The sequence below is a fragment of the Streptomyces sp. NPDC058246 genome, assembly GCF_042881985.1.
Classification (GTDB): Bacteria; Actinomycetota; Actinomycetes; order Streptomycetales; family Streptomycetaceae; genus Streptomyces.
In genome coordinates this window covers 464,968-490,514 of the sequence record NZ_JBHVWZ010000003.1, presented here as the reverse complement: position 1 = coordinate 490,514, position 25,547 = coordinate 464,968, and the positions used below count along the sequence as shown (strand labels likewise).

The 25,547-nt window shown below is 70.0% G+C and carries 24 protein-coding genes; 20 read left to right on the top strand and 4 right to left on the bottom strand.

What is annotated here, in order from left to right; all coding sequences use genetic code 11:
* Window positions 1-72 precede the first annotated feature (72 nt).
* Window positions 73-972: a serine protease gene (locus ACFVXA_RS07175; protein ID WP_383746379.1), complete on the top strand. Its 900-nt coding sequence runs from the start codon at window positions 73-75 to the stop codon at window positions 970-972.
* An 18-nt stretch (window positions 973-990) separates the two neighbouring features.
* On the opposite strand, the gene ACFVXA_RS07170 is transcribed toward ACFVXA_RS07175, so the two are convergent.
* Window positions 991-2,604 (bottom strand): amidohydrolase family protein, encoded by a 1,614-nt coding sequence (locus tag ACFVXA_RS07170; RefSeq protein ID WP_390024100.1) that lies wholly within the window; start codon window positions 2,602-2,604, stop codon window positions 991-993.
* A gap of 9 nt (window positions 2,605-2,613) precedes the next feature.
* On the bottom strand, window positions 2,614-3,891 hold the full coding sequence (locus ACFVXA_RS07165) for an amino acid deaminase (protein ID WP_390024098.1): 1,278 nt from the start codon (window positions 3,889-3,891) through the stop codon (window positions 2,614-2,616).
* Window positions 3,892-4,150: 259 nt separating this feature from the next.
* Here ACFVXA_RS07165 and ACFVXA_RS07160 point away from each other — a divergent pair, with 259 nt between their 5' ends.
* From ACFVXA_RS07160 to ACFVXA_RS07140, 5 genes are all read left to right on the top strand, one after another.
* Window positions 4,151-5,242, top strand: a complete 1,092-nt coding sequence (locus tag ACFVXA_RS07160) for a sugar kinase (RefSeq protein ID WP_384403269.1) — start codon at window positions 4,151-4,153, stop codon at window positions 5,240-5,242.
* Window positions 5,239-6,003: an IclR family transcriptional regulator gene (locus tag ACFVXA_RS07155; RefSeq protein ID WP_362031570.1), complete on the top strand. Its 765-nt coding sequence runs from the start codon at window positions 5,239-5,241 to the stop codon at window positions 6,001-6,003. The genes ACFVXA_RS07160 and ACFVXA_RS07155 overlap by 4 nt, the downstream gene beginning before the upstream one ends.
* Window positions 6,000-6,410 carry a RidA family protein gene (locus ACFVXA_RS07150; RefSeq protein ID WP_362031568.1) on the top strand — a complete coding sequence of 137 codons (411 nt, stop codon included), beginning with the start codon at window positions 6,000-6,002 and terminating at the stop codon, window positions 6,408-6,410. Before ACFVXA_RS07155 ends, ACFVXA_RS07150 begins: the two co-directional genes overlap by 4 nt.
* A gap of 305 nt (window positions 6,411-6,715) precedes the next feature.
* Window positions 6,716-8,206: a gluconate:H+ symporter gene (locus tag ACFVXA_RS07145; protein ID WP_362031566.1), complete on the top strand. Its 1,491-nt coding sequence runs from the start codon at window positions 6,716-6,718 to the stop codon at window positions 8,204-8,206.
* Between the two features lie 64 nt (window positions 8,207-8,270).
* Window positions 8,271-9,062 carry a hypothetical protein gene (locus tag ACFVXA_RS07140; protein ID WP_390024096.1) on the top strand — a complete coding sequence of 264 codons (792 nt, stop codon included), beginning with the start codon at window positions 8,271-8,273 and terminating at the stop codon, window positions 9,060-9,062.
* A 66-nt stretch (window positions 9,063-9,128) separates the two neighbouring features.
* Here ACFVXA_RS07140 and ACFVXA_RS07135 read toward each other — a convergent pair whose 3' ends face one another.
* A complete protein-coding gene (locus tag ACFVXA_RS07135) occupies window positions 9,129-10,496 on the bottom strand; it encodes a M14 family metallopeptidase (protein ID WP_390024094.1) in 1,368 nt (455 codons plus the stop codon).
* A 249-nt stretch (window positions 10,497-10,745) separates the two neighbouring features.
* Between ACFVXA_RS07135 and ACFVXA_RS07130 the strand changes: the two genes are divergently transcribed.
* Window positions 10,746-12,086 (top strand): Nramp family divalent metal transporter, encoded by a 1,341-nt coding sequence (locus ACFVXA_RS07130; RefSeq protein ID WP_384403282.1) that lies wholly within the window; start codon window positions 10,746-10,748, stop codon window positions 12,084-12,086.
* A gap of 116 nt (window positions 12,087-12,202) precedes the next feature.
* Here the strand turns inward: ACFVXA_RS07130 and ACFVXA_RS07125 are convergent, their stop codons facing one another.
* A complete protein-coding gene (locus tag ACFVXA_RS07125; protein WP_389938363.1) occupies window positions 12,203-13,894 on the bottom strand; it encodes a chitinase in 1,692 nt (563 codons plus the stop codon).
* Window positions 13,895-14,311: 417 nt separating this feature from the next.
* Between ACFVXA_RS07125 and ACFVXA_RS07120 the strand changes: the two genes are divergently transcribed.
* The 13 genes from ACFVXA_RS07120 (at window position 14,312) to ACFVXA_RS07060 (ending at window position 25,545) form a co-directional block, all read left to right on the top strand.
* Entirely contained in the window at window positions 14,312-15,193 is an 882-nt protein-coding gene (locus tag ACFVXA_RS07120; RefSeq protein WP_390024092.1) for a hypothetical protein, read from the top strand.
* A gap of 166 nt (window positions 15,194-15,359) precedes the next feature.
* On the top strand, window positions 15,360-16,073 hold the full coding sequence (gene cpaB / locus ACFVXA_RS07115; RefSeq protein WP_383910288.1) for a Flp pilus assembly protein CpaB: 714 nt from the start codon (window positions 15,360-15,362) through the stop codon (window positions 16,071-16,073).
* Window positions 16,074-16,163: 90 nt separating this feature from the next.
* A complete protein-coding gene (locus tag ACFVXA_RS07110; protein ID WP_390024090.1) occupies window positions 16,164-17,783 on the top strand; it encodes a CpaE family protein in 1,620 nt (539 codons plus the stop codon).
* The gene (locus tag ACFVXA_RS07105; RefSeq protein ID WP_390024088.1) at window positions 17,780-18,247 is read left to right on the top strand and encodes a TadE/TadG family type IV pilus assembly protein; all 468 of its coding nucleotides are present in this window, start codon (window positions 17,780-17,782) and stop codon (window positions 18,245-18,247) included. Before ACFVXA_RS07110 ends, ACFVXA_RS07105 begins: the two co-directional genes overlap by 4 nt.
* Before the next feature lie 18 nt (window positions 18,248-18,265).
* Window positions 18,266-19,606 carry a CpaF family protein gene (locus tag ACFVXA_RS07100; RefSeq protein ID WP_362031548.1) on the top strand — a complete coding sequence of 447 codons (1,341 nt, stop codon included), beginning with the start codon at window positions 18,266-18,268 and terminating at the stop codon, window positions 19,604-19,606.
* A complete protein-coding gene (locus tag ACFVXA_RS07095) occupies window positions 19,603-19,878 on the top strand; it encodes a hypothetical protein (RefSeq protein WP_390024086.1) in 276 nt (91 codons plus the stop codon). Before ACFVXA_RS07100 ends, ACFVXA_RS07095 begins: the two co-directional genes overlap by 4 nt.
* Window positions 19,875-20,816 carry a type II secretion system F family protein gene (locus ACFVXA_RS07090; protein ID WP_383746403.1) on the top strand — a complete coding sequence of 314 codons (942 nt, stop codon included), beginning with the start codon at window positions 19,875-19,877 and terminating at the stop codon, window positions 20,814-20,816. Before ACFVXA_RS07095 ends, ACFVXA_RS07090 begins: the two co-directional genes overlap by 4 nt.
* A 14-nt stretch (window positions 20,817-20,830) precedes the next feature.
* Entirely contained in the window at window positions 20,831-21,721 is an 891-nt protein-coding gene (locus ACFVXA_RS07085) for a DUF5936 domain-containing protein (protein ID WP_383746404.1), read from the top strand.
* A gap of 173 nt (window positions 21,722-21,894) precedes the next feature.
* Complete coding sequence (locus ACFVXA_RS07080) at window positions 21,895-23,277, top strand: sensor histidine kinase (RefSeq protein ID WP_390024084.1); 1,383 nt, start codon at window positions 21,895-21,897, stop codon at window positions 23,275-23,277.
* The gene (locus tag ACFVXA_RS07075; protein WP_390024082.1) at window positions 23,270-24,022 is read left to right on the top strand and encodes a response regulator; all 753 of its coding nucleotides are present in this window, start codon (window positions 23,270-23,272) and stop codon (window positions 24,020-24,022) included. The genes ACFVXA_RS07080 and ACFVXA_RS07075 overlap by 8 nt, the downstream gene beginning before the upstream one ends.
* A gap of 96 nt (window positions 24,023-24,118) precedes the next feature.
* Window positions 24,119-24,328 (top strand): hypothetical protein, encoded by a 210-nt coding sequence (locus ACFVXA_RS07070; RefSeq protein ID WP_390024117.1) that lies wholly within the window; start codon window positions 24,119-24,121, stop codon window positions 24,326-24,328.
* A complete protein-coding gene (locus tag ACFVXA_RS07065) occupies window positions 24,325-24,936 on the top strand; it encodes a pilus assembly protein TadG-related protein (protein WP_390024115.1) in 612 nt (203 codons plus the stop codon). The genes ACFVXA_RS07070 and ACFVXA_RS07065 overlap by 4 nt, the downstream gene beginning before the upstream one ends.
* 15 nt (window positions 24,937-24,951) lie before the next feature.
* Window positions 24,952-25,545 (top strand): hypothetical protein, encoded by a 594-nt coding sequence (locus ACFVXA_RS07060; protein ID WP_390024080.1) that lies wholly within the window; start codon window positions 24,952-24,954, stop codon window positions 25,543-25,545.
* Window positions 25,546-25,547 lie beyond the last annotated feature (2 nt).

The window sequence follows — 25,547 nt, the reverse complement described above, 5'->3', positions numbered from 1 at the left end:
ACAATGCGCATGACAAATCAACAGGTGGCCGGAAAACCTTCGGCCGCCCATGTCGCAAGAGGGGACCCCCACATGAGAAAGCCTCTCGTCGCCACGCTGTTCGCCCTGGTGATCGCCGGGGCGGGCGTGACACCCGCGGTCGCGGCACCCGCGTCCGCACCCGCGCCCGCGTCCGCATCGGCGCCGGCCGAGCGGGCGTCGTCCACCACGCAGGCGCCCAAGGCTCAACCGGCCGTCCAGGCCGTGGACTTCGCCGGCACCGTCGCGCTCAGCAACTGTTCCGGCTCGGTCATCCGCATGCCGAACTCCGCGGACACCGACCCCGCGCTCGTGCTCTCCAACGGCCACTGCCTGGAGACCGGCTTCCCGGACCCCGGCGAGGTGATCGTCGACCAGGCCTCCACCCGCTCCTTCACCCTGCTCAACTCCGCGGGCACCGGGGTCGCGACGCTGCGCGCCGCCAAGGTCGCGTACTCGACGATGACCGACACGGACATCACGATCTACCAGCTCACCCGCACCTACGCGCAGATCAAGAGCTCGTACGGGATCAGCGCACTCACGCTGAGCAACACGCACCCGGTCGCCGGCACCGCCATCAAGGTCGTCTCCGGCTACTGGAAGCGGACCTACAGCTGCAACATCGACGGGTTCGTCTACCGCCTCAAGGAGGGTGACTGGACCTGGAAGGACTCGGTCCGTTACACCTCCGCCTGCAACACCATCGGCGGTACGTCGGGTTCGCCGGTCATCGACAACGCCACCGGCAAGGTCGTCGCCGTCAACAACACGGGCAACGAGGACGGCGAGACCTGCACGGTGAACAACCCCTGCGAGGTCGACGCGAACGGCAACGTCACCATCCACCAGGGCATCAACTACGCCGAGGAGACCTACCAGATCGTCCCGTGCTTCGGGACCGGCAACAAGCTCAACCTGAACGCCACCGGGTGCACCCTGCCCAAGCCGTAGGCCGTACGGGGCGGGCGGTCAACCGGTGACGTGCCGGCGGACCGCCCGTCCGGCCAGTACGTCCGTCCTGCGCCCGTCCTCGATGACGAACCGGCCGTCGACGAGGACGTACGGGATACCGACCGGAAGCGTGCGCGGGGCCTCGAAGGTCGAGCCCGCGGCGACCGTGGCCGGGTCGAAGAGGACCAGGTCGGCGCGGTGACCCTCGCGGACGATTCCGCGGTCGGGCAGCCGCAGCCGGGCCGCGGGCCGGCCGGTGAGGTGCGCGACGCACTCCTCCAGCGAGAGGACGCCCAACTCCCGTACGTACCGGCCGAGATAGTGCGGGAAGGTGCCGTACGCGCGCGGGTGCGGCTTGTCGCCGCGCAGGATGCCGTCCGAGCCGCCGGTGTGCACGGGGTGGCGCATGATCGCGCGGACGTTCTCCTCGTGTCCGACGTGCTGGAGGATCGTGGAGCCGAGCCGGTCGTCGCGCAGGAGACGGCGGGCGGTGGCCCAGGGCGCCTCGCCGTGGTCGTCGGCGGACTGCCGGACCGTGCGGCCCACATACGGCGCGAGGCCCGGCTCGGTGACCCCCGAGATCTCGATGGTGTCCCACTCGATGGGCACGCCGTGGCAGCCGTCCGCGCCGACGACCTCCATGTGGTGCCGGATGCGTTCGGCCGTCGCGTCGTCCGCGAGCCGGGCGAGGATCGCCTCGGGGCCGCCCTCGCTCGCCCAACTCGGCAGCATCGCCACCAGGGTCGTACAGCCGGGGGTGTAGGGGTACGTGTCGAGGCTGATGTCCGTGCCCTCGGTAAGCGCCTTGTCGATGAGGGCGAGGAGCTCGGGCGCCCTGCCTTCGTTCACGCCGAAGTTCATGGTGGCGTGGGCGAGGTGGAGCGGGCAGCCGGCCTCGCGGGTGAGGGCCACCATCTCCTCGTACGCCTCCAGGGCGCCCACCCCGTAGGAGCGGTGGTGCGGGCAGTAGTAGCCGCCGTACGCGGCGACCACCCGGCACAGCTCGGTGAGTTCGGCGTCCTTGGCGTACATGCCGGGGGTGTAGGTGAGCCCGGAGGACATGCCGACGGCGCCCTGTTCCATGCCCTCGGCGACCAACTGCCGCATCCGGTCCAGCTCCCGGGGCGTCGCCTCGCGGTCCTCCCAGCCGACGGCGAGCATGCGGACGGTGCCCTGCGGGACGAGGTACGCCGCGTTCACGGCGATCCCGCGATCCAGGCGGTCCAGGTACTCACCGACCGACCGCCAGTCGAAGTCGATGTCGTCCCCGTACCCGTTCCAGCCGGTGATCGCCCTGCGGACCTCGGCGAGCGTACGGTCGTCCACCGGCGCGTACGACAGGCCGTCCTGGCCGATGACTTCGAGCGTCACCCCCTGCGCGGCCTTCGCGCTGTGGTCGGGATCCCGCAGCAGCGCGAGGTCGCTGTGGGCGTGCATGTCGATGAAACCGGGGGCGAGGACCAGCCCCTCGGCGTCCAGCTCCCGGCGGGCCGTGGGGCGTTGGCAGCCCGCCGCCGCGGCCTCCTTGACGATCGAGACGATCCTGCCGTCGTCGACGACCACATCGGCGCGGTAGGACGGCGCGCCGGTGCCGTCCACGACGTCGGCGTCCCGGATGACGAGTTCCCTCACGGCGGCCTCCTAGAAGAACGTGCGGACGTAGTCGACGACCGTGCCGTCCTCCTCCACCAGCGGAATCAGCTGCCACTTGTCGAAGGACGTGCACGGGTGGGACAGGCCCATGCCGAGCCAGTCGCCGACCCGGAGATCCGCCTCCGGGGCGGTGCGGAGCCAGGCGTGCTGGTCGGAGAGGCCGGTGACGGTGATGCCGGTGGCGGGGCGTTCGGCACCCGCACGGCGCACTGCCTGCGCCTCCGGCAGATCCAGGTCGTACGCCGCGTCCCGCTTGCCGGCGTTGGAGAAGGCCTGCTCGGGGGAGGGCCGGGAGACGACCTGGGACCACAGGCGGAAGGCGGGGTGCAGGGCGCCCTCCTCCGGGACGCGGGTGAAGGGGGTCAGCTTGCGGTAATGGCCGTCGTCGTGCGAGACGTACGCCCCGGAGCGCAGCAACTTCAGGACGGGGAGGGAGAGTTCGGGGATCTCCGCGAAGACGTCGGCGACCGCGTCGAACCAGGCGCTGCCGCCGGCGCTCACGACGATCTCCTCGAGCCCCGTGAAGCGGCCCGCCTTGTCGAACTCGGCCGCCAGCGCGGTCAGCCGGTGCAGCCAGGCGTGCACGCGCTCGGGGTCGGCCCGCGGGACCTCGCCCTCGTAGCCCGCCACGCCGACCAGGCGGAGCGTCTTCGTCGCGGCCACCGCGTCCGCGACCGCCGCGCACTCCGCCTCCGTACGGACGCCGGTGCGGGCGCCCTCACCGGCGGCGAGTTCCACGACGACGTCCAGGGGGCGGGGCGTCCCGCGCAGCGCGGCGTCCATCAGCTCGACGCCGCGCACCGAGTCGACGTAGCAGATGAGGCGGAAGTCGGCGTCCGCCGCCAGCTCGGCGGCGATCCAGCGCAGCGCCGCCGCGTCGACGAGCTCGTTCGCGAGGAAGATCCGGTCGATCCCGAACCGCCGCGCCACGCGCACCTGGTGGGGGACCGCCAGCGTGATGCCCCAGGCGCCGTGCTCGATCTGCTGCCAGAACAGCTGCGGCGCCATCGAGGTCTTGCCGTGCGGGGCGAAGGCGAGGCCGTGGCGGGCCGCGTACGTCTCCATGAGCGCGAGGTTGTGGGTCAGGCGCTCGGCGGAGAGGGCGAGGACGGGGGTGGTGAAGCCGTCCGTGAAGAGGTTGCGGCGCTGCGCGGCCAGCTCGCCGACGGTCAGGCCCTCGGCGTCCGGCGGGAGGCCCTTGAAGCGGTGGTCGACGCGGTCCGCCGCGAGTGCGGCCAGCGGTGCGGCGGCGGTGTCGGCGCCCATGGGGGCCTCCTTGCTGAGGTGTGAGGTGTGAGGTGTGCGGTGCGGTGCGGGTGCGTGCGGGCGGCGAGTGGGGTTGGTGCGGTGAGCGACGTGCGGGGTGGTGCGGCGGGGCGATGTCAGGATGCCTTGCCGCTCTGTCGTTGCGCGGTGTGCAATGGTCATTGCGTATGCCGCTCACCGCTGTCTAACATCCCAGCCAACGCAGGGTCAACGGTGCACCGAGCGCCGTCGGCCGCGAGAGCGAGGAGCCCCAGTCATCGTGCCCCCCAACGGACCCGCAGGTGCCGCGCCCCACGACGCCGGCACCGTCGACGTGGTCGCGCTCGGCGAGTCCATGGTCACGTTCCTGCCGTCCCGCCCGGGCCGCCTCGCCGACGTACCGTCGTTCGAGCGGGGGATCGGGGGCGCGGAGTCGAACGTGGCGTGCGCGCTCGCCTCGGCCGGACACACCGCGCGGTGGGTCGGCCGGGTCGGCGCCGACGGGTTCGGCGACCACCTCGTCGAGGCGATCGCCGCGTACGGCGTGGACACCTCGGCCGTACGACGGGATCCCGCGCGCCCGACGGGCATCTACTTCCGCACGGCGGGCGACCGGGCGACCGACGCCCACGAGGTCGCGTACTACCGGGCCGGATCCGCCGCCTCCGCGATGGCGGTGGACACCGTGGACCTGGCCGCCGTCCGCGCGTGCCGCGTGCTGCACCTGTCCGGCATCACGGCCGCGCTGTCCGGGGACTGCCTCGGCCTGATGCGGCAGCTCACCGCGCGTCGGCCCGGGCGCCCGCTGGTCTCCTTCGACGTCAACCACCGCCTCGGGCTGTGGCGCGACGCCGACGGTCCACGCGTCCTGCTCGACCTCGCGCGCGGCGCCGACATCGTGTTCGTCGGGGACGACGAGGCGCGGGAGGCCTGGGGACTGCGCGGGGCGCGGGCGATCCGCGACGCGCTGCCGGAGCCGGACGTCGTGGTGGTCAAGCAGGGCAAGGGCGGGGCGGTGGTCTTCGAGCGGACGACCGGTGGGGTGGACCTGTGCGACGACGTCACGGAGACCGTCACGTCCGTACCCGCCCTGCGCGTCGACGTCGTCGCGGCCGTCGGGGCCGGGGACGCCTTCGCCGCCGGGTTCCTCTCCGCCACCCTGCGGGGGCTCCCGGCCAGGGACCGGCTGCGGCACGGCCACCTCATGGCCGCCGCCGCCCTCACCGTCCCCGGTGACCTCGCCGCCCCGCCCGCCCGCGACCACGCCGACCGGCTGGCCGCTCTGGACGACGGCGGGTGGGAGACACTTCGTCTCGGCCCCGGCTGGACCGAAGCCGACACACGGGCCGAGGAGGAGGTACGAACCCCATGAGCCAGACCGTCGACCGAGCGCTGAGCATCCTGCCGCTGCTCGCCGAGGGGCCCGCCGATCTGGGCCAGGTCGCCGACCGCCTCGGCGTCCACAAGTCCACCGCGCTCCGCCTCCTGCGCACCCTCCACGAGCACGGGCTCGTCTACCGCCAGTCCGACCAGCGCTACCGCCTCGGCGCCCGCCTCTTCGCCCTCGCCCAGGAGGCCGTGGAGAACCTGGACATCCGGGAGATCGCCCACCCCCATCTCGTACGGCTCAACGAGCAGTGCGGGCACACCGTCCACCTCGCCGTGTACGAGGACGACGAGGTCCTCTACATCGACAAGGTGGAGAGCCGGTACCCGGTGCGGATGTACTCCCGGATCGGCAAGCCCGTCGCCATCACCGTCGCCGCAGTCGCCAAGCTGCTCCTCGCCGACCTGCCCGATGCCGAGCGCCGCGTCCTCGCGGAGAAGCTCGACTACCCCATGTACACGGCCCGTTCGATCCCCAACGCGCCCGCTTTCCTCAAGGAACTGGCGACGGTGCGGGAACAGGGCTGGGCCACCGACCTCGGTGGCCACGAGGAGTCCATCAACTGCGTCGCCGCCCCCATCCGCGGCGCCGACGGACGCGTCGCCGCCGCCATGTCGGTCTCCGCGCCCAACGTCGTCGTCACCGCCGATGAACTCCTCACGCTGCTCCCGCTGGTGCGCCGTACGGCGGACGCCATCAGCCGGGAGTACTCCGGCAACGCCCCCCTCAAGGAAGCCAGCTCATGACCGAGAAGATCGCCCTCACCCCCAAGACCCACACCACCCCGCCCGCCAAGTTCTCGCACGGCGTCAAGAAGGGGAACATCCTCCAGGTCGCCGGACAGGTCGGCTTCCTGCCCGCCGAGGAGGGCAAGCCGCCCACGCCCGCCGGCCCGACCCTGCGCGAGCAGACCCTCCAGACCCTCGCCAACGTCCAGGCCATCCTGGAGGAGGGCGGCGCGAGCTGGGACGACGCGATGATGATCCGCGTCTACCTCACGGACGTCGACCACTTCGCCGAGATGAACCAGATCTACAACCAGTACTTCGAGGAGCAGGGCCTCACCGCGCCCCCCGCCGCCCGCACCACCGTGTACGTCGGTCTGCCGGCCGGCCTCCTCGTCGAGATCGACGCGCTCGCCGTACTCGGCTGAGGCCCGCCCCGCCCCGCCCGGTGAGCTGACGCTCCTCCCTCAACTCCCGCACCCCGTACGTCATCACGGTGCGGATCCCTCAACTTCCGCGCCCGGTACGTCATCACGGTGCGGCTCCCTCAACTCCCGCACCCGGTACGTCATCACGGCGCGGATCACCACAACTCCCGCACCCCGTACGTCATCACGGTGCGGCGCCCGTCATCCCACGCGGCGCCGTACCGCGATACCCCCTGCCCGGCTGTGCCGGACGGGGGACACCCCCCACCCCCCGGACCATGCATCTACGAAACAGAGGCCCCCCGATGTCCTCGTCGTATCCGCTCGCGGCCGCCGCCCCGGCCACCCCGGAGACCCCACCGCACACCGGCGGTCTGCTCCTCCTCCTCGACGGCACCGCCGGACTGCTCACGGTCGCCGCCCTCGGTATCGCGCTCCTCCTCTTCCTGATCATCAAGGTCAGACTCCAGCCGTTCGTGGCGCTGCTCGCCGTCTCCATAACCGTCGGCCTCGCGGCCGGACTCTCGGTCACGGAGCTCTTCGGCACGGTCCAGCGGTCCACGGCGGTGTCGGTCATCGAGTCCGGCATGGGCGGCATCCTCGGTCATGTCGCGATCATCATCGGACTCGGCACGATGCTCGGGGCGATCCTCGAAGTCAGCGGCGGCGCCGAGGTGTTGGCGTCCCGGCTGCTCAACCTCTTCGGTGAGAAGCGGGCCCCGCTGGCCATGGGTCTGACCGGCCTGATCTTCGGCATCCCGGTCTTCTTCGACGTCGGCATCTTCGTCCTCGCGCCGATCGTCTACGCCGCCGCCAAGCGCTCCGGCAAGTCGATCCTGCTCTACTGCATGCCGCTGCTGGCCGGTCTGTCGATGACCCACGCCTTCCTGCCGCCGCACCCCGGGCCGGTCGCCGCCGCCGGTCTCCTGCACGTCCAGCTCGGCTGGGTCATCCTCATGGGCATCGTCTGCGGCATCCCCGCCGTACTGGCCGCCTGGGTCTTCTCCGCCTGGATCGGCAAGCGCATCTTCGTCGCCGTACCGCAGGACATGGTCGAGGCGGCGGCCGAGGCCAGGCTGGCCGTCATCGAGGAGCAGCGGGCGTCCGGTGTCGAACCGCGCGAGAAGCCGGTGCCGCTCGGCACGGTGCTCGGCATCATCGGTACGCCGCTGGTGCTGATCCTCGCGGCCACCTTCTCCTCGATCGCCCTCGACCCCTCCACCGGCCGCTCGGTCATCGAGTTCTTCGGCAGCCCCTTCGTGGCACTGACGATCGCGCTGCTCCTCGCGTACTACCTGCTCGGCATCCGGCGCGGCTGGTCCCGCAAGTCCCTTGAGACGGTGTCGACCTCCTCGCTCAAGCCGGTCGGCAACATCCTGCTGGTGGTCGGCGCGGGCGGCATCTTCGGCGCCGTACTGAAGGCGAGCGGTGTGGCCCAGGCCCTCTCCGACACCTTCAACGACGTCGGCCTCCCGGTGATCGTCCTCGCGTATCTGATCTCCGTCGTGCTGCGCGTCGCCCAGGGCTCGGCGACGGTCGCGATCGTCACCACGGCCGGCATCGTGGCGCCCCTGCTCGCCGAGGGCCACCACTCCCAGGCCTTCGTCGCGCTCGTCATCATGGCGATCTCGGCGGGCTCCATCTTCGCCTCGCACGTCAACGACGGCGGCTTCTGGATGGTCGCCAAGTACTTCGGCATCAGCGAGCGCGACACCCTCAAGTCCTGGACGGTCCTGGAGTCCGTGCTGTCGGTGGCGGGCTTCGCGGTGGCGGCGGTGCTGAGCGTCTTCGTGTAACAGCCGTGCAGCTATGTGGGGGCTGGGTTTTCGCGACACAGGATCGTCGACCATACTGCCCGCTGTGGAGCAGCGCATAGGTTCGAGCAGCCATCCCGTGGACGTTCCCGTCGTCCCCGTAGTCCCCGCCGCCGCGGTCGATCCGGCGTACATCCCCGGGCTGACGTCGCCGGCCCCGGCGGAGCCGGAGGACGCGGTGGGGGAGGCCGAGGAGGCGACCCCCGACGAAGCGGCCCCCGACGAGGCGGCCTTCGACGGGGCCGCTTCCGAGCAGGAGGCTTCCGACGAGGACACCGAAGCCGAATCCGAAGCCGAATCCGAGGGCGAGGGCGAGGTCGACCCCGAGGGGCCCGTCTTCGAGGCCTCGGACCGGCGCGCCTCGATCACGGCCGACCACAGGGGCGTACGACTGCGTCTGGACGATCAGGAGTGCGAGTTCCGCTGGGACGAGATCGGCGCCGTGGAGACGGAGGCGCCGCGCTTCGGCAAGCGGTTCACCATCACGGTGCACACTCCTGACCGCCGCTGGTATCCGGTCGAGATCGAGGCGAAGGCGAAGTCCCAGCACAAGGAGTGGGACACCGCGCTGGACGAGGTGCTGGACGCGTACTTCGAAGAGGGCGGCGACGAGGACACGGCAGAGGAAGGCGCCCCCGAAGCGAAGGGCGCCTCCGAAGTGAAGAGCGCCCCCGAAGACGAGGGCGCCTCCGAAGACGAGAGTGCCCCTGAAGTGAAGAGCGCCTCCGAAGACGAGGGCGCCTCTGAAGCGAAGGGCGCCTCCGAAGACGAGGGCGCCTCTGAAGCGAAGGGCGCCTCCGAGGAGAAGAGCGCCCCTGAAGAGGAAAGCGCTTCTTGAGCGGCGCGGGGAACTGCGTGACCGGCCACGGCCGGCCCGCAGTTCCCCGACAGCCTCACTCCCTCGTCACGAGCAGTACTGCGCGGCCTTCCCGATCGACCGGTACATGCAGTCCGCGTTCTCGAGAAGCTGGAGCACCGCGTCCCGGTTCCGGGACGTCTCCCGCTCGATGACCTCGTCGGGCGGGTAGAAGCCACCCCCGGAACTGGACGTCGGATACATCTCGAAGGTGTACGAGAAGATCTTCTGGGTGCCCCAGAGATAGTCGTCGATCGAGCCGTCCGTGATGTACAGGTCGCTGGACTGCTCGGCCGTGTAGCCGTTGCTGGCGGCCATCTTCTGCCCGACGGTCTTGAAGGCGTTGTAGTCGTCCGCCGTCATACCGGTCGTGGTGTCGGAGTACGTGTACCCGAAGGGCCACAGCACCAGTTCGCTGTACGTGTGGAAGTCGATCCCGGCGGTGATCTGCTGCTTGCCACCGACGACCCGGCCGCGGACGAAGTCGGCGACCACCTTCACCTCGGGCGCCGACTCGGCGGACGCGCCACGGTAGGTCTCGGAGGAGGTGGACCCGGACGAGCCGCCGCAGCAGCCCCACTTGTAGTTCCAGTTGCGGTTCAGGTCGGTACCGACGTACGAAGAACCGGAGTTGGGCTGCCGGTTCTTGCGCCACGAGCGGTACGAACCGGTCGCGATGTCGTACTCGCCGCCGTCCGGGTTGAGGTCGGGGACGATCCAGATCTCCCGGCTGTTCACCATGTTGGTGACGCGTGAGTCGCTGCCGTATCCGGCCCCGAGCTCGCGCAGCAGATACAGCGCCATCTCCACCGTCAGGTGCTCGCGGGCGTGCTGGTGGAAGGTGAAGAGGACCTCGGGCTCGTTCTCGTCGGTCGCCACGTTGTCGCTGACCTTGATGGCGACGATGTCCCGGCCCTGGTACGACTTGCCGATCACCTTCTTGCTCATGATGCTCGGGTACGCCGCGAGCCGCTGGTCGATCTCCGTGTTCATCTCGGCGTAGTTGTGGTACTTCGAGTCCGCCGTCGGGAAGTCCAGGACCCGTATGTCGTCGGCGCCGCTCGACCGGTTCGGCGCCGCGCCCAGCAGGGAGACCTCGTAGCCCAGTCGGCGCAGCTTCTTGATCTGGTCCGCGCGCCCCGAGACGACGACGGTCTCCTCGTCGGCCTCGTCCACGGTCACGCCGGACCGCTGGATCGCCGTACGGGTCACGGGGGTTGTGCTCTGGTGGATCTCGTACTGGCGGATGTCGTCGGACGAGGGCGCGGGGGCCTTCGTCGCGCTCGCGGTGGCGTCGGTGGCGGTGGCGGTGAGGGGTGCCGCGAGGGCGAGGGCCGCGAGCACGGCGAGGGCCGCGGAGCGCCGCCCGCCTCTGCCCGTGCCGCTAGTGCCGCTGCCGCGTATGCGAAGTCGCATGAAGTCTCCTTGTTTCTCCAGGAATTCCGGGATCTCCGGAATGTGGGGAGTGGAGCGGGGGTGGTTCATGGCGACGTGCCAGGTGCGGGTGTGGCGCTCATGGTGAGGCCATGGCATGAGCAGGTCAAGAGACGACAAAGAGCCGGTGGCGTGAAATCGGCCGGAAACCGGCCTGTCCATGTGTGCGTCGCGTGGTGATCGGCCCACGCTCCCTTGTGCGCTCGTGCCCTTTACGCTTTCTTGAATCGCATGACGGAGACCACTGGGAAATCCGGGCAGTCCGGGACGTCCGCGTCAGGGGAGACCATCTCCCGCCCCCACAAGTCCAGTTGGAAGTACATCGGCCCCGGCATCGTCGTCGCCGCGACGGGCGTCGGCGCCGGAGACCTCGTCGCGACGCTCATCGCGGGCAGCAACTTCGGCTACACCCTGCTCTGGGCCGCCGTGATCGGCTGCGTGGTCAAGATCTCGCTGGCCGAGGCGGCCGGCCGCTGGCATCTGTCCACCGGACGCACCCTCTTCGACGGCTGGGCGAGCCTCGGCCGCTGGACGACGTACTTCTTCGTCGTCTACGCGGTCGTCTGGGGCTTCGTCTACGGCGCGGCGGCGATGTCGTCGAGCGCGCTGCCGCTCCAGGCGCTGTTCCCCGACGTGTTCCCGGCCGACTGGTCCATCAAGCCGTGGGCGGTCATCTGCGGCCTGGTCGGCCTGGTCTTCGTCTGGTTCAACAAGTACGAGGTCTTCGAGAAGGTCATGACCGTGCTGGTCGGCGTGATGTTCGTGGTCACGGTCTACCTGGCGATCCGCGTCACGCCGAACCTCGGCCACGCCTTCGCGGGCCTCCTCCCCGTGCTGCCCGACGAGAAGGACTCGATCCTCAACACTCTCGGACTGATCGGCGGGGTCGGCGGCACCATCACCCTGGCCGCGTACGGCTACTGGGTCAACGCGAAGGGCTGGACGAACACGGGCTGGATGAAGGTGATGCGGCTCGACAACCGGGTCGCGTACGCCACCACCGGCATCTTCGTCGTCGCGATGCTCTTCGTCGGCGCGGAGCTCCTGCACTCCGCGAACGTGGCCATCGCGAGCGGCGACCAGGGTCTGATCCAGCTCGGCGGCATCCTGGAGGCGGAGTACGGCACGGCGACCGCCAAGTTCTTCCTGATCGGCTTCTTCGCGACCTCCTTCACCTCGCTGATCGGTGTCTGGCACGGCGTGAGCCTGATGTTCGCGGACTTCGTGGAGCGCTACCGCAAGCGGGCGGCGACGACCGGGGAGGAGGTCGCCTCCGGCGAGCGGGAGAAGTCCTGGCCCTTCCGGGCGTACCTCCTCTGGCTGACCTTCCCCCCGATCGTCCTTCTCTTCCAGGGGCAGCCCTTCCGCCTGATCATCCTGTACGGCGTCCTGGGCGCGGCCTTCCTCCCCTTCCTCGCCCTCACCCTGATCTGGCTCCTCAACTCCTCCCGCACCCCCGGGGAATGGCGCAACGGCCTCCTGAGCAACTCCATGCTGGCCGTCGCCGGACTCCTCTTCCTGGTCCTGTGCGTGAAACAGATCTGGGACCAGCCGTGGTCGGAGTTCTTCTGACACCCGGTGACCGGTGACCGGTGACCCGGTGACCCCGGCCGCCCCGGTGACCCCGGCCGGCGCGTGCGAGGCGTCCGTCCGGGGTCGGGGTCAGGGGTTTCAGCGGGTGGATACCGTCAGCCGAGCGCGTGCACGTGCGGTCCCACCGCGTTCGACCACGCGCTGCCCGCCGACGCGTCCCAGTTCGTCGACCAGGTCATCGCGCCGCGCAGGTCCGGGTAGGTCTTGGACGGCTTGAAGGAGCCGCAGTTGGTGGCCTTGGTGAGGCAGTCGAGGGCGTTGTTGACGATCGTCGGGGAGACGTAGCCGCTGCCGGCGCCGCTGGTGGAGGCGGGGAGGCCGAGGCCCACCTGGGACGGGGCGAGACCGCCCTGCAGCTGGATGCAGGCGAGCGCCGTCAGGAAGTCGACCGAGCCCTGCGAGTACACCTTGCCGTCGCAGCCGAGCATCGAACCGCTGTTGTAGTACTGCATGTTGACGACGGTCAGGATGTCCTTGATGTTCAGGGCCGTCTGGAAGTAGGCGTTCGAGGTGGACTGCATGTCGATCGTCTGCGGGGCCATGGTGATGACCAGGGAGGAGCCGGCCTTGGAGGACAGTGTCCGCAGGGCCTGCGACATGTACGTCGCGTTGAGGCCGTTCTCCAGGTCGATGTCGACGCCGTCGAAGCCGTACGTCTGCATCAGGGAGTAGACGGAGTTGGCGAAGTTCGTGGCGGACGCCGAGTCGTTGATCGACACCGTGCCGTTCTGGCCGCCGATGGAGATGATGACCTTCTTGCCCGCGGCCTGCTTGGCCTTGATGTCCGCCTTGAACTGGTCGACGGTGTAGCCGCCGAGACCGGCCGAGTCGAGCGTGAAGCTCACCGCGCCAGGGGTGCCGGTGGCGTCCGCGAAGGCGACCGCGATGATGTCGTACTGCGACTGCACGGCGGAGATCTTCTGGACCGTGGCGCCGTTGTTGAAGTTCTGCCAGTAGCCCGTGACGGCGTGCTTCGGCACCGTGCCGCCCCCGCCGCCGCCCGAGGACGCGCTCGTCGTCCCGGTCACCGTCGACGACTTCGCCGACTCACCGGCCGAGTTCGTCGCCGTGACCTGGAAGGAGTACGAGGTCGACGCGGCGAGTCCGGAGACGGTCGCCGAGGTTCCGGTCACCGCCTGGACCTTCGTACCGCCCTGGTAGACGTTGTAGCCGGTGGCGCCCGACACCGTGTTCCAGGACAGCGAGACGGACGAGGAGGTCGTGGAGGAGACCGCCAGGCCGGCCGGTGTCGCCGGGACCGTCGGGGCCGGGTCACCGCCACCGCCGCCGTCGGGGCCGTACACCGACAGGTCGTCCGCGTAGTACGCGGCCTGGCCGTACCAGCCGTGCGTGTACACCGTCACCGAGGTCGTGGACGAGCCGGTGGTGAAGGTGGTCGTCAGCTGCTTCCAGGAGGAGGAGTCGGGTGTCCACGTCGACACGTCCGTCGTCCCGGTGCCGGTCGCGCCGAGGTAGGTGTAGCCGCCCTGCACCCAGGCGCTCAGCGTGTACGTCGAGTTGGGCTTGACCGCGACGCTCTGGGTGCACTGGGCGTTGTCCTGCCCGGCGGGCGTGCCCTTGAGCGCGGCCGAGCCGCCGTGTACCGGCGAGGAGACGGTCGTGCCGCTGTTCGCGGAGCAGGTCCAGTTGCTCAGCCCCGACTCGTAGCCGCCGTTCTTGGCGTTGTTGATGTCCGCGGCCGAGGCTTCGGTGGCGAGTCCGGTGAGGGTGAGGACGGAGGCGGTGACGGCGGCGGCGAGAGCTCCCGCCCATCTCCGTCCGGGCATACGTATGACGCGGTCCACTGGTCCTCCGGGGGAGAGGTGGGGTGGGGGAGGGGATACGGAACGGTGGCCACCGTTGGTGGTACAAGTTGGTCCAGACCAATTCGGTTGTCAAGACCTCGCGGCCCCTGGAGCTCCTCAATCGCCGTACTGCGGCGCTGAGTTGTGGCATATTCGTCTCACTCTCCGTTGATCATGGCCCCACCTTCAGTGAGTTGATCTCGGGAAGTCGGTGTTGAGGGGGGCATGCCGTGGATATGGTGCTGATGCAAGAGGACGTCACAGTGACGGCCTGTGGCCATCTGTGACGGTCCCTGGCGAAACAGGGGCGATCCAAGGCGAAACAGGGGCGATCCGAGGCGGTGGTTGACCACTCCGCCGCAGCGAACGGCCCGCCGCAGTGAACGGGGTGTGTGCAGCGTGCCGACCGCGATAGCCGTCACCAGTCCCGATCTGGTGCTCCCACCGCACGACCGGCAGACCCCGCCCGCAGTCGTCCAGCCGCTCGACACCCTCGAGTCCTCCCTCACCGGAATGCACGCGCTCATCGAGCAGCACGGGTACGTCATCTCGCTCTATCCGACCTCGGCCGAAGGCACGGTCACCCAGCGGCTGCACACCGTCCGCTCCGTCCTGGAGAGCGACCGCATCGCACTGCTCGGCATCGACCTGCCGCCGCTCGGACTCGCCCTGCTGGCCCAGCAGTTGCGGCAGCTGTCGGTCTGCGACTTCAGCCCCGGAGTGCTCGCCTCCTCCGCCCGCCTGCTCGCCCACTACATCTACGCCGGTGCGCTGCTCGGCTCGGTCTCGAGGCTCGACCGGGTCCCGGTGTCCCTGAAGTCCCACGCCAAGTCCTGGGTGCCGGGCGCCCAGTTCGCCGTACTGGCCAATCCGCGAGTGCAGCTCGTCAGGGTCGGCCAGGAGGAGCTGCCCGGGCCCGAGTTCGGCACCCGGCTGCTCGTCGCCGCGGGTCAGCACCCCTCCGACTGGGTCACCGGCACGCTCGCGCCCGGCTGGCGCGTGCAGGGCGTCGCGGCCGTCCCGCTCCCGGAGGAGTCGGCGCGCTGGTGGGGCACCCCACGGCTCGTCGAGTTCGCCGCGGGGCTGTACGACGTCTCCGTGCTCTACCAGCTCGTCTCGTCCGTCCGGCGCGAGGAGTGCCACTGGTGCGGCCTCGAACTCATCGGTGACCGCTGCGGGTTCTGTGCCGCACCGCTGCCACCGCCACCCGCGCAGGAGCTTCCGGCCACCGCTGTCCGGGCAGCCTCTTCGGTACGCGCCCTGCCCCGGGGCGCCACGTAGGTACCACTCGACAACACCAGGCACGACCGCTCGGCCCCGCCCGTCCCCGCCCCACGATCGAGGTTGTCCGCGTCATGCTGCGTCACCCCGGGGGACAACCCCCGCACCCCCGGCAGGAAGAACAGCTCGGCCAAGTCCCCGGCACGCCACTACGAGGTGAGATTCAGTGAACTCGCGCCAGCGCCGCGGCGTCATCCTGCTGGTCCTCTCGGCCCTGTGCGCCCTGGGCGCCTTCGCCGGAGTGCTCTCGGTGATCCGTGACGTGAACTCCAAGGTCGGCCCGGAGGTGGCGGCGTACCGGCTGAAGGGCGACATCGCGCCCTACAAGGAGCTGTCGGCCGACCAGTTCGAGAAGGTCTCGATGCCCAAGCGCTGGCTGTCCTCCACGGCCGTCACCAGCCTCTCCCAGATCCGCGGCAAGATCGCGGTCACCCAGCTGGAGAAGGGCTCCCTGCTGCAGACCGACATGATCGTGGACCGGCCCCGGCTGGAGGCGGGCCAGCAGGAGATCGCGATCATGATCGACGCGGCGACCGGCGTCGCGGGCAAGATCAACCCCGGCTCGCGAGTCAATATCTACGCCACCTTCAAGGCCGTGAACAACAAGGGCACCGACCAGTCCAAGGTGATCGTCGAGAATGCCCGCGTCATCGACGTCGGCAAACTCACCGCGCTCGACCCCGGCCAGTCCAGCTCCGACCGACGCAACAGCGCCACCCAGGCCGTCCCCATCACCTTCGCGCTCGACACCGCCGACGCCCAACGCGTCGCGTACGCCGAGTCGTTCGCCGAACACGTCCGGCTCGCCCTGCTCGCCGGCGGCTCCGACGCGGCCGTCGCGCCCGGCGACCGTACGTACACCCTCGACGAGGACAAGTAGGAGGCCGCGCATGACGACCGCTCCCGCTGGGACCCGTCGTACAAGGCGGGCACGACGTGAACGTCATGAAAGCCGTCGAAGGTGCCGTCCATGACCATCCGCATCCTCCCCGCCGTCGGGGACATCGACTCGGCCCGCGCGCTCACCACCCTGCTGAGCCAGCTCGCCGACGCCGAACCGGCCCCGCCCGTCCCCGACACGACGGCGCTCCTCGACACCCTGGCGCGGCTGGCCGCCGAGTCCCTCGACGAGCTTCCGGAAGTCGTCCTGGTCCACGAACGGATAGGCCCTGTACCGGCGTTGGAGGTGATCCGCGACCTCGTGATGCGCTTCCCGGCGGTCGGCGTCATCCTCATCACCGCCGACGCCGGCACCGGCGTCCTCACCGCCGCCATGGACTCCGGCGCCCGCGGCATCATCGGCCTGCCGCTCGGCTACGACGCCCTGGCCGAACGCGTCCAGGCCGCCGCCACGTGGTCCGCCGGCATGCGCCGCCATCTCCACAGCGGTACGCCCGAGCTGTACGCGGGACCCGGCGGCACCGTCGTCACGGTGACCGGCGCGAAGGGCGGCGTGGGCGCGACGGTGGCCGCGGTCCAGCTCGCCCTGGCGGCACGGGCGTCCGGCCGCGACGTGACCCTGCTCGACCTCGACCTCCAGTCCGGGGACGTGGCGTCGTACCTGGACGTGCAGTTCCGCCGGTCGGTGGCCGACCTCGCCGCCATCAGCGACATCAACCCACGCGTCCTCCAGGACGCGATCTACACCCACGACAGCGGCATCGGCCTGCTGCTCGCCCCCGCCGAGGGCGAACGCGGCGAGGAGGTCACCGACCGGGTGACCCGCCAGGTGCTGGCCGCGCTGCGCTCCCGCCACGACGTGGTGGTCGTCGACTGCGGATCCCAGATGAACGCGGCCACCGCGGCCGCCGTGGAGATGGCCGACCAGGCCCTGCTCCTCGTCACCCCGGACGTCGTCGCCGTCCGCGCCGCCAAACGCATGGTCCGCATGTGGGACCGCCTCCAGATCCGCAAGGCGGAGGAGACCACGACGGTCGTGAACCGTTTCGCGCGGGGTACGGAGATCCAGCCCTCCCTCGTCGAACGCGTCACCGGCACCAAGGTCGCCCGCTCCACGGTCCCCGCCGCCTTCAAGGAACTCCAGCCGGTGGTCGACGCGGGCCGCCTCCAGGACCTGGACGCCCGCTCGACCGTGAAACAGGCGCTGTGGGCGCTGGCGGGCGAGCTGGGGCTGGTGGTCGCCCAGGAGGGCGGGGGCGGCGGCCGGCGCCGCAAGGCCGCGCCGGACCGTGGTGCCCTGACCCTCCGGCGCAAAGGCGGCGACCGGGGCGCCGTGACCCTCGAATTCGCCGGGATGTTCCCCCTGCTGCTCGTCGTGATGACGATCCTGTGGCAGTGCGTGCTCTACGGCTACTCGTACTCGCTGGCCGGAAACGCGGCGGACGAGGCGGCGCGGGCGGCTACGGCGGCGAACGCGGTGACTCCCGGCGCGTACGAGGGTGCGTGCGAGGCGGCCGGGAGCAAGCATCTGCCGGGCGCCTGGAGCGGGGCGCAGATCTCCTGCGGTCCTGCGGGCCCGGTCATGAAGGCCACCGTCAAGGTCGACGTGCCGCTCTTCTTCCCGGGCTTCGACGCGGGGTGGCATGTGAACGGGAGCGCGGGGGCGGCGTTGGAGGGGGACGGCGGATGAGGACCCTCCTCAAGCGCGGGGTGCGCGAAAGCCGCGGGGTGCGCGATGCCCGCGGGCTGCGCGCGACCCGCAGTCTCCGTGATAGCGGCGGGCTCAGTGATAGCCGCGGGCTGCCCGATACCCGCAGTCTCCGCGACGACCGGGGCGTGTCCATCCTGGAGTTCGCCGGGTTCCTGCCGATCCTGCTCGTCATCGGGATGGCCGCGATTCAGCTCGGCCTCATCGGCTACGGCATCAACCAGGCCGGCACCGGGGCGCGGGCCGCCGCGCGGGTCGCCTCGCAGGGTGGCGACGGTGCGGCGGCCGGACAGGCCGCGGTGAGCGGATGGCTCAGCCCGGACGTGTCGGCTCCGGAGGGTCCCGATGTCACCACCGCGACGGTCACGGTGACCGTCCCGAACGTCATCCCCCTCTTCGCCGATGTGACCGTGGTACGCCACGCCACCATGCCCACCGACGACTGACCGAGAGGAGCCGAAGACATGAGCCTGCGTTCCCGTATCGCCGCCCCCGACGAAGGGGGACCCGCCCGTGAGGACGGACACCTCGTCGCCGTCTACCGCGCCAAGCTGCTCGAAGAGATCGACCTCGCCGAGATGTCGAGCCTGGCGGCGGCCGAGCGGCGGGTACGCCTGGAGCGGGTCCTCGGCCACATCATCAGCCGGGAGGGCCCGGTCCTCTCCTCCGCGGAACGCTCGCAGCTGATCCGCAGAGTCGTCGACGAGGCCCTCGGCCTGGGCGTCCTCGAACCGCTCCTCGCCGACGCGTCGATCACCGAGATCATGGTCAACGGGCCCGATTCCATCTTCGTGGAGCGGGCCGGCCGAGTCGAGCAGCTCCCGCTCCGCTTCGCGTCCAACGAGCAGCTCATGCAGACCATCGAACGCATCGTCTCGACGGTCAACCGCCGTGTCGACGAGTCGAACCCGATGGTCGACGCCCGCCTCCCCACCGGCGAGCGCGTCAACGTCATCATCCCGCCGCTCGCCCTGACCGGCCCGACCCTCACCATCCGCCGCTTCCCGCGCGCGTACACCCTCCCGGAGCTGATCGGCCTCGGCTCGCTCGACGAGCAGATGCTCATGCTCCTAGCGGCGTTCGTCCGGGCCCGCTTCAACGTCATCGTCAGCGGCGGCACCGGCAGCGGGAAGACGACCCTCCTCAACGCCCTCTCCGGCCTGATCCCGTCCCACGAACGCATCATCACCATCGAGGACTCGGCGGAACTCCAGCTCCAGCAGGAGCACGTCATCCGCCTCGAATCCCGCCCCCCGAACGTGGAGGGCAAGGGCCAGATCACCATCCGCGACCTGGTCCGCAACTCCCTGCGCATGCGCCCCGACCGCATCATCGTCGGTGAGGTCCGCGGCGGCGAGACCCTCGACATGCTCCAGGCCATGTCGACCGGCCACGACGGCTCCCTCGCCACCGTCCACGCGAACTCCGCCGAGGACGCCCTCATGCGCCTGCAGACCCTCGGCTCGATGTCCGAGGTCCAGATCCCCTTCGAGGCCCTGAAGGACCAGATCAACTCCGCGGTCGAGGTCGTCGTCCAGCTGGCCCGGCACGCCGACGGCTCCCGCAAGGTCACCGAGATCGCGCTGCTCGTCTCGCACGGCCGCGAACAGTTCCGTATCGCGCCCGTCACCCGCTTCGTCCCCCGCCCCGTCGGCCCCGACCGCGTCGTCCGCGGCCACTTCGAACACCTTCCGCTGCCCCGCCAGATCGCGGAGAAGCTGTACGTCGCCAACGAACCGCTGCCGCCCGCCTTCGGCGTCGCGGAGGCCATCGACGTACTCGACACGAGGCAGGCCATCGGATGAGCCGGTCGATCCCCACGACTGCGTCGATCCCTGTGACCGAGTCGATCGCCGTGACGGAGTTGATCGCCGTGACGGAGTCGATCGCCGTGACCGAGTCGGTCCGCATGACCGAGCTGGTCCCCACGACCGAGTTGGTCCGCCTGACCGAGCTGGTCCCCACGACCGAGTCGGTCCGCATGACCGAGTTGGTCCGCCTGACCGAGCTGGTCCGCCTGACCGAGTCGGTCCGCATGACCGAGTTGCCCCCCGTGACCGAGAGGAGCGAGTCATGAACAACCCCGCCCTCCTCGCCCTCGGCGCCACCGTCCTCGGCGGCACACTCGCCGTCGCGGGCGTACACACGTACGCCTCGGGGCGTGCTCAGCGCCAGGCCCTGGTCGACCGTCTCTCCGGCGGCGGCCCGCTGCGCACGGCGGCGGGCCGCGTACGCCGTTTCGCGAGCGTCGACCGCCGGCTGCGCCGCACCCGCCTCGGCCGCACGATCCATCTGCGCCTTTCGGCGACGGGACTCGACCTCACGGCAGGGGAGTTCTTCACGTACGTCGCGGCGGTGGTCGCGGCCCTGTGGCTGATCGCGGCCGCCGCACTCGCCCCCTTCTTCGGCCCGATCGCCGCCGTCATCGGCGTCTGGAGCGCGGCCATCTTCCTCAACTGGCAGCGCCAGAAACGCATCGAGGCCTTCATCAGCCAACTCCCGGACGTGGCACGCCTACTGGCGAACGCGACCGCGGCGGGACTCGCCCTGCGCACGGCCCTCGCCATGGCGGCGGAGGAGCTGGAGGCCCCGGCGGGCGAGGAACTCGCGCATGTGGCAGACCAGTTGACCATGGGCAGAACGGTCGACGACGCGCTCAGCGAACTCTCCGAACGCCTCCCCTCCCGCGAGCTCATCGTCCTCGTCACGACCCTCGTCCTCGCCAACAAGGCGGGCGGCTCGGTCGTCAGCTCCCTGCGCAACCTCACCCAGACCCTGGAGGACCGCAAGGAAACCCGCCGCGAGGTCCGCACGATGCTCTCCGAGGTGAACGCGACGGCCTTCACGGTCCCGTTCCTGGGCATCGGCTCCCTGGTGCTGATCAACTCCTCGAACGAGGGCGCGCTGGCCCGCGTCACCGGCTCCCCACTCGGCCAGGTCCTGGTTCTGGTGGCCCTCGGCCTCTACACCGTCGGCTTCTTCGTCATCCGCCGTCTCGGCAAGATCGAAGTTTGAGGGAGGGGGTTACGTTGCTGCCGTTGCTGCTCGCCGTCCTGATGGGCGCGGCCGTCGCGGGCGTCCTCCTGGGCATCCGCATGATCCGCGCCGACGCCAAACTCCCCGGCGACCTCGCGCTCGCCCTGGAGGTGGGCGGCACCCGTGTCTCCAAGGCGGACTCGGCCGTCGACCGCCTCGGCATGCGGTTCGCGCCCACGGTCCTGCGCCTGATGGGCCCCCGCCGCGTCGACGCCAAGCGCCGCCGCATCGACATGGCGGGCAACCCCGGTGGCCTGACGCTGAACCGCTACGCCGCCCGGCGCGCGGTGTACGGCATCTTCGGCGTCGTACTGGCCTTCATCTTCTTCTCCAACGGCCAGCTCCTCTTCGCCGCCCTGGCCTTGGCCTTCGGGCTCGTCGCCGCCGACGCCCTCATCTGGCAGGCCGTCCGCGAACGCAAGGAGGTCATCGACCGCACCCTGCCCGACTTCCTGGACGTACTGGCGGTCGTGGTCTCGGCGGGCCTGGGCTTCCGTCAGGCGCTGGACCGGGTCGCGGAGAAGTACGAGGGCCCCTGGGCGGACGAACTGCGCATCACGCTCCGCCAGATGGACATGGGCGTCAGCCGCCGCCAGGCCTTCGACGAACTGCGCAAACGCAACTCGTCCGAGCAGGTCGCCCAGTTCGTATCGGCACTGCAACAGGGCGAGGAGCTGGGTTCCCCCATCGCGGAAACCTTGATCCAACTCGCCACGGACATGCGCCGCACCGACGCCCAGAACGCCCGGCGCCGCGCCGCCAAGACCATCCCCAAGGCCACGATGGTGACCCTCGTCTTCATGCTCCCGGCGACGATGATCCTGATCGCCACCGGGATGTTCCTGGGCTCGGGCACCAACTTCGGCTCGATCTTGGGGCGATGAGGATGAAGCCGACCACGCTGTGGGCAATCGTGCCGCTGGGGCGGCACCCGTCCCAAAGAGAGCGGCACCCTGTCGGCGCCGGCAAGCAAACCCACCCCGACGGGAGCCCGGACGCCGGGCGCTTGGGACAACGGGCCGGTACCAGCGAAGGCCGGACGCCGGACGCGGGGCACTTGGGACAACGGGCCGGTACCGGCGAAGGCCGGACGCCGGACGCCGGGCACCAGGAAACAGGGACGAACACAGGTTGGCCCAAGGGCGACGCCGGTTACCTGGCGGACGACGCCCCGGCTCCCGGCGGCATCCGCCTCCAACTCAACGCCCTCCAGGCCCTCTGCCGCCAGGCCTTCGCCGTCCGCCTCGCGACACTCGCGATAGGCGCCCCCTTCGCGATGACGAACGCGACGAACGGCCCACCCCGCTACGCGGTGCTGGCGGCGGCGGTCCTCGGCGTCATGGGCTCGTACGCCATGCTCAGGGACTGGGACCGCCTGGGCCCCCGTCTCCTCGCCCACCCCACCCTCATGGCGGTGGACCTCACCTTCGGAGCCATCCTGCTCCTGACGGCGTCCCCGGCCTCACCCCTCGCCTACGCGACGGTCTGCACCCCCCTGCTGGCGGGACTCCTCTACGGCTGGCGCGGATCGGGCATCTTCACGGGCCTACAACTCGTGGTCCTGCTGACGGTGTTCCGGGCGTGGGAACACCATCCAGGAGCCGGCGCCAACACCCTCCTCATCGCCGGTTTCTGCATCGGCGCCGGCATCATCGGCGTCACCCTCCGCAACCTGATGTTCCGCTTCGGCACGGCCAGCCAGGCGCTGTCCGAGGCGACATCCCGGCTGGCCGTGGCGGAAGCGGTGGAAGCCGAACGGGCCCGTCTGGCCCGTGAGATGCACGACTCGGTGGCCAAAACTCTCCACGGCCTGGCCTTGGCGGCGGAGGCGCTGGCGGCCTCGGCGGACGACGCGGATCCGCAGACGCTCAAACACCAGGCGACCACCGTGGCGGACGCCGCGCGCCGGGCGGCGTCGGAGTCCCGCTCCCTCCTCACGGACCTGCGCCGGCACACCGACCTCGCGACCCCGGACACCGACGTCCTGACCGAACTTCAGGCCCGCACCGCGGACTTCGAGACCCGCACCCACCTCGCCACAGCACTACGCCACCGCGGCGGCCGCCCGCTCCTGCCGCGCACCGCGTCCCATCACGTCCTGGCGATCGTGTCCGAGGCCCTGGAGAACGCCCACCGCCACGCGGGCGCGAGCCGTGTCACGGTCGAACTCGAAATCTCCGAAGCCGAGTTCGCGCTACGGGTGCAGGACGACGGGGCGGGCCTCCCGGCCCCCCTCACCCTCGACCACCTGACGAGAACCGGCCACTTCGGTCTGCTCGGCATGACGGAACGAGCCGCCTGTCTGGGCGGCAGCATCGCCCTGACCCGCTCCCCGCAGGGCGGAGCGGAGGTCCACCTGACCCTCCCGCTCTCGGCGGCAGCAGCCTGCCGTACCCTCTCCGCTCCCCACACTCCCCAAGAGGAGGCCGCACATGCCTGACCAGGCACTTCCCGGCCCACCCCTGCGCGTCCTCGTGGCCGACGACAACCCGGTGGTCCGGGCCGGCCTGACCGCGTTGCTGAACACCCACCCCGACATAGAGGTGGTCGCCTCGGCAGCGGACGGCGAAGAGGCCCTCGCGTCCGCCACCACGCTCACCCCGGACGTCGTGCTCCTCGACGTCCGCATGCCCGGCACGGACGGCCTGACCGCCCTGCCCCAACTGGCCCTCCTGGCGCCCGTGATGATGCTGACATACAGCCGTGAACCCGAGGTCGTGGCGGAAGCCCTGCGCCGAGGCGCGTCCGGCTACCTGGTCCACGGCGACTTCACGGCAGCCGAACTGATCACGGCGGTACGCGAGCTGCGCGCCGGCCCCCCCACCGTCCCGCTCTTGCCTTCACCTTCACCGAATTCACTCGGAGTTTCCCACGAACCGAACGAAGTGACTTCGCATCTGCAATCATCTGTGGCACAGTCGTCAATGGCTCGCCCCGTACCCGCGACGGGACTCCACCGGCGCGCCCCCGACCGCCCCGACTTCGGCCTGAGTTCAAGGGAGGTGGAGGTGATGGACCTCATCGCGGCCGGCATGAACAACCGCCAAATCGCCGCCACCTGCTTCATCAGCGAGAAGACCGTCAAGAACCACATCAACCGCATCTTCGCAAAGCTGCACAGTTCCTCACGCAGCGAAGCGATAGCCCACTGGCTGGGCACGGCCCGAGAGGGCTGGCCCCGATGACCCCACCCACCGCAAGTTGGGCCCCTGGACCCACTCGGAGTAGGCGTGTTCTCACGTACGGTGCTCAGGTTGGTGGTGTCGTCGACTGGGAGGGCCGTGACGATGAACAGGTTCAGCAACTGGACACGAACCGTCGTCTCCCGAATGCGGGGACACGAACGGGACGCGGGGGCGGGGTTCGTGGAGTATGCGGGCCTGATGATCATCATTGCGGGGATCTTTACGATGATCGACGGACTGGGCCTGGATGGTGCCATTTCAGGAGCGATCATGAACGCGGTCAACAACGTCATCGGCGGCGGCTGACCCTCGAACCTTTCCTGAGCGACCGAGGGCAGACTCTCCCGATCTACATCTGGCTGACGGGGATTCTGCTCTTCGCCGCGTTCGCCTTCTTCGCCTTCGCCCAAGCAGCGTCCGCCCGCAATGGAGCTCAATCTGCGGCGGACGCTGCGGCGTTGGCGGCCGCGCAGGATGCCCGGGGCGAGTTGATAGATCGCTTGGGGCAGGCTGTCGGCCAGGACGACAACTGGCTGGACTGGCTCGCCGGCGGGCAGGACCCGGAGGATGCGGGGGCCACGGCTGCTGCTCAACAGCTTGCTGCCGAGAACGACTCCACCGTCCAGGGCGGAGCCCAGCCCAGAGTTCTGGACGGCTATCCCGGCTACCGGGTCGACATCCAGACCAATTACACGGTCGGTGACTCGATCATTCCCGGCACGGAGAACAAACGAGCGCAGGCCCATGCTGTCGCTGTCATCCAGCCGCGCTGTGATTTTGATCCGGCTGCGGATCCCAAGAAGCCCGTTGAGCTGAACTGCGACGGCGAGATCGTGAACATCGACCCCGAGAATTTTGATCCGGTCGACCTTCCGGACGCGTCTGTGCTGTTCTCTGTGCATCTGGCCGAGTGAGAGGAAGCCGTACCGATGGACTTTCGGCACACCACGAAGGGCCGCAGGGCGGCGAACGCGGTGGCGATCACGACTGGTCTGCTCCTCGCGGTGGCCGGCTGCGGCGGGGGAGGGAGCGGAAAGTCCGACAAGGGGGCTTCGTCACCGTCGGCTTCCGCGACTACGAGCAGCGGAGACGGCAAGGCATCGAAAGCGCCCGAATCGGCCCCGGTACTCGCCGAGGTCAAGGGTGAGAACGGCTTGGTGCTCGCGGTCACCTCGGCCAAGCGAGACTCGGGAGGCTTCGTGACGGTCGAGGGGACGGTCACGAACAACACGAGCGCCCTTTGGGTGGCAGCTGAATGGCGCGGCGACGAAAGTGAATTGGCCAAGAACGGTGGATCGATCGCGGGCGCCAGCCTGATCGACCAAAAGGGCAAGAAGAAGTACCTCATCCTCCGGGACACCTCGGGCCGCTGCCTGTGCACCCAGTTCACCGGAGGTGTGCGCCAGGGCGCGATGGCTCAGTGGTTCGCCCAATTCCCCGCCCCACCCGCCGGCACCACCACCGTCGACTTCCAAGTCGGCTCCATGCCTCCCGCCTCCATCGAACTCACCGATGGCGAGTGACC

Excerpts from the sequence above, each read along its gene's own strand:
- ACFVXA_RS07175 (WP_383746379.1), top strand. The coding sequence starts at position 73 with ATGAGAAAGCCTCTCGTCGCCACGCTGTTCGCCCTGGTGATCGCCGGG.
- ACFVXA_RS07165 (WP_390024098.1), bottom strand. The coding sequence starts at position 3,891 with ATGGGCGCCGACACCGCCGCCGCACCGCTGGCCGCACTCGCGGCGGAC.
- ACFVXA_RS07155 (WP_362031570.1), top strand. The coding sequence starts at position 5,239 with ATGAGCCAGACCGTCGACCGAGCGCTGAGCATCCTGCCGCTGCTCGCC.
- ACFVXA_RS07150 (WP_362031568.1), top strand. The coding sequence starts at position 6,000 with ATGACCGAGAAGATCGCCCTCACCCCCAAGACCCACACCACCCCGCCC.
- ACFVXA_RS07145 (WP_362031566.1), top strand. The coding sequence starts at position 6,716 with ATGTCCTCGTCGTATCCGCTCGCGGCCGCCGCCCCGGCCACCCCGGAG.
- ACFVXA_RS07135 (WP_390024094.1), bottom strand. The coding sequence starts at position 10,496 with ATGCGACTTCGCATACGCGGCAGCGGCACTAGCGGCACGGGCAGAGGC.
- ACFVXA_RS07130 (WP_384403282.1), top strand. The coding sequence starts at position 10,746 with ATGACGGAGACCACTGGGAAATCCGGGCAGTCCGGGACGTCCGCGTCA.
- ACFVXA_RS07125 (WP_389938363.1), bottom strand. The coding sequence starts at position 13,894 with ATGCCCGGACGGAGATGGGCGGGAGCTCTCGCCGCCGCCGTCACCGCC.
- ACFVXA_RS07110 (WP_390024090.1), top strand. The coding sequence starts at position 16,164 with ATGACCATCCGCATCCTCCCCGCCGTCGGGGACATCGACTCGGCCCGC.
- ACFVXA_RS07105 (WP_390024088.1), top strand. The coding sequence starts at position 17,780 with ATGAGGACCCTCCTCAAGCGCGGGGTGCGCGAAAGCCGCGGGGTGCGC.
- ACFVXA_RS07100 (WP_362031548.1), top strand. The coding sequence starts at position 18,266 with ATGAGCCTGCGTTCCCGTATCGCCGCCCCCGACGAAGGGGGACCCGCC.
- ACFVXA_RS07095 (WP_390024086.1), top strand. The coding sequence starts at position 19,603 with ATGAGCCGGTCGATCCCCACGACTGCGTCGATCCCTGTGACCGAGTCG.
- ACFVXA_RS07090 (WP_383746403.1), top strand. The coding sequence starts at position 19,875 with ATGAACAACCCCGCCCTCCTCGCCCTCGGCGCCACCGTCCTCGGCGGC.
- ACFVXA_RS07075 (WP_390024082.1), top strand. The coding sequence starts at position 23,270 with ATGCCTGACCAGGCACTTCCCGGCCCACCCCTGCGCGTCCTCGTGGCC.
- ACFVXA_RS07060 (WP_390024080.1), top strand. The coding sequence starts at position 24,952 with ATGGACTTTCGGCACACCACGAAGGGCCGCAGGGCGGCGAACGCGGTG.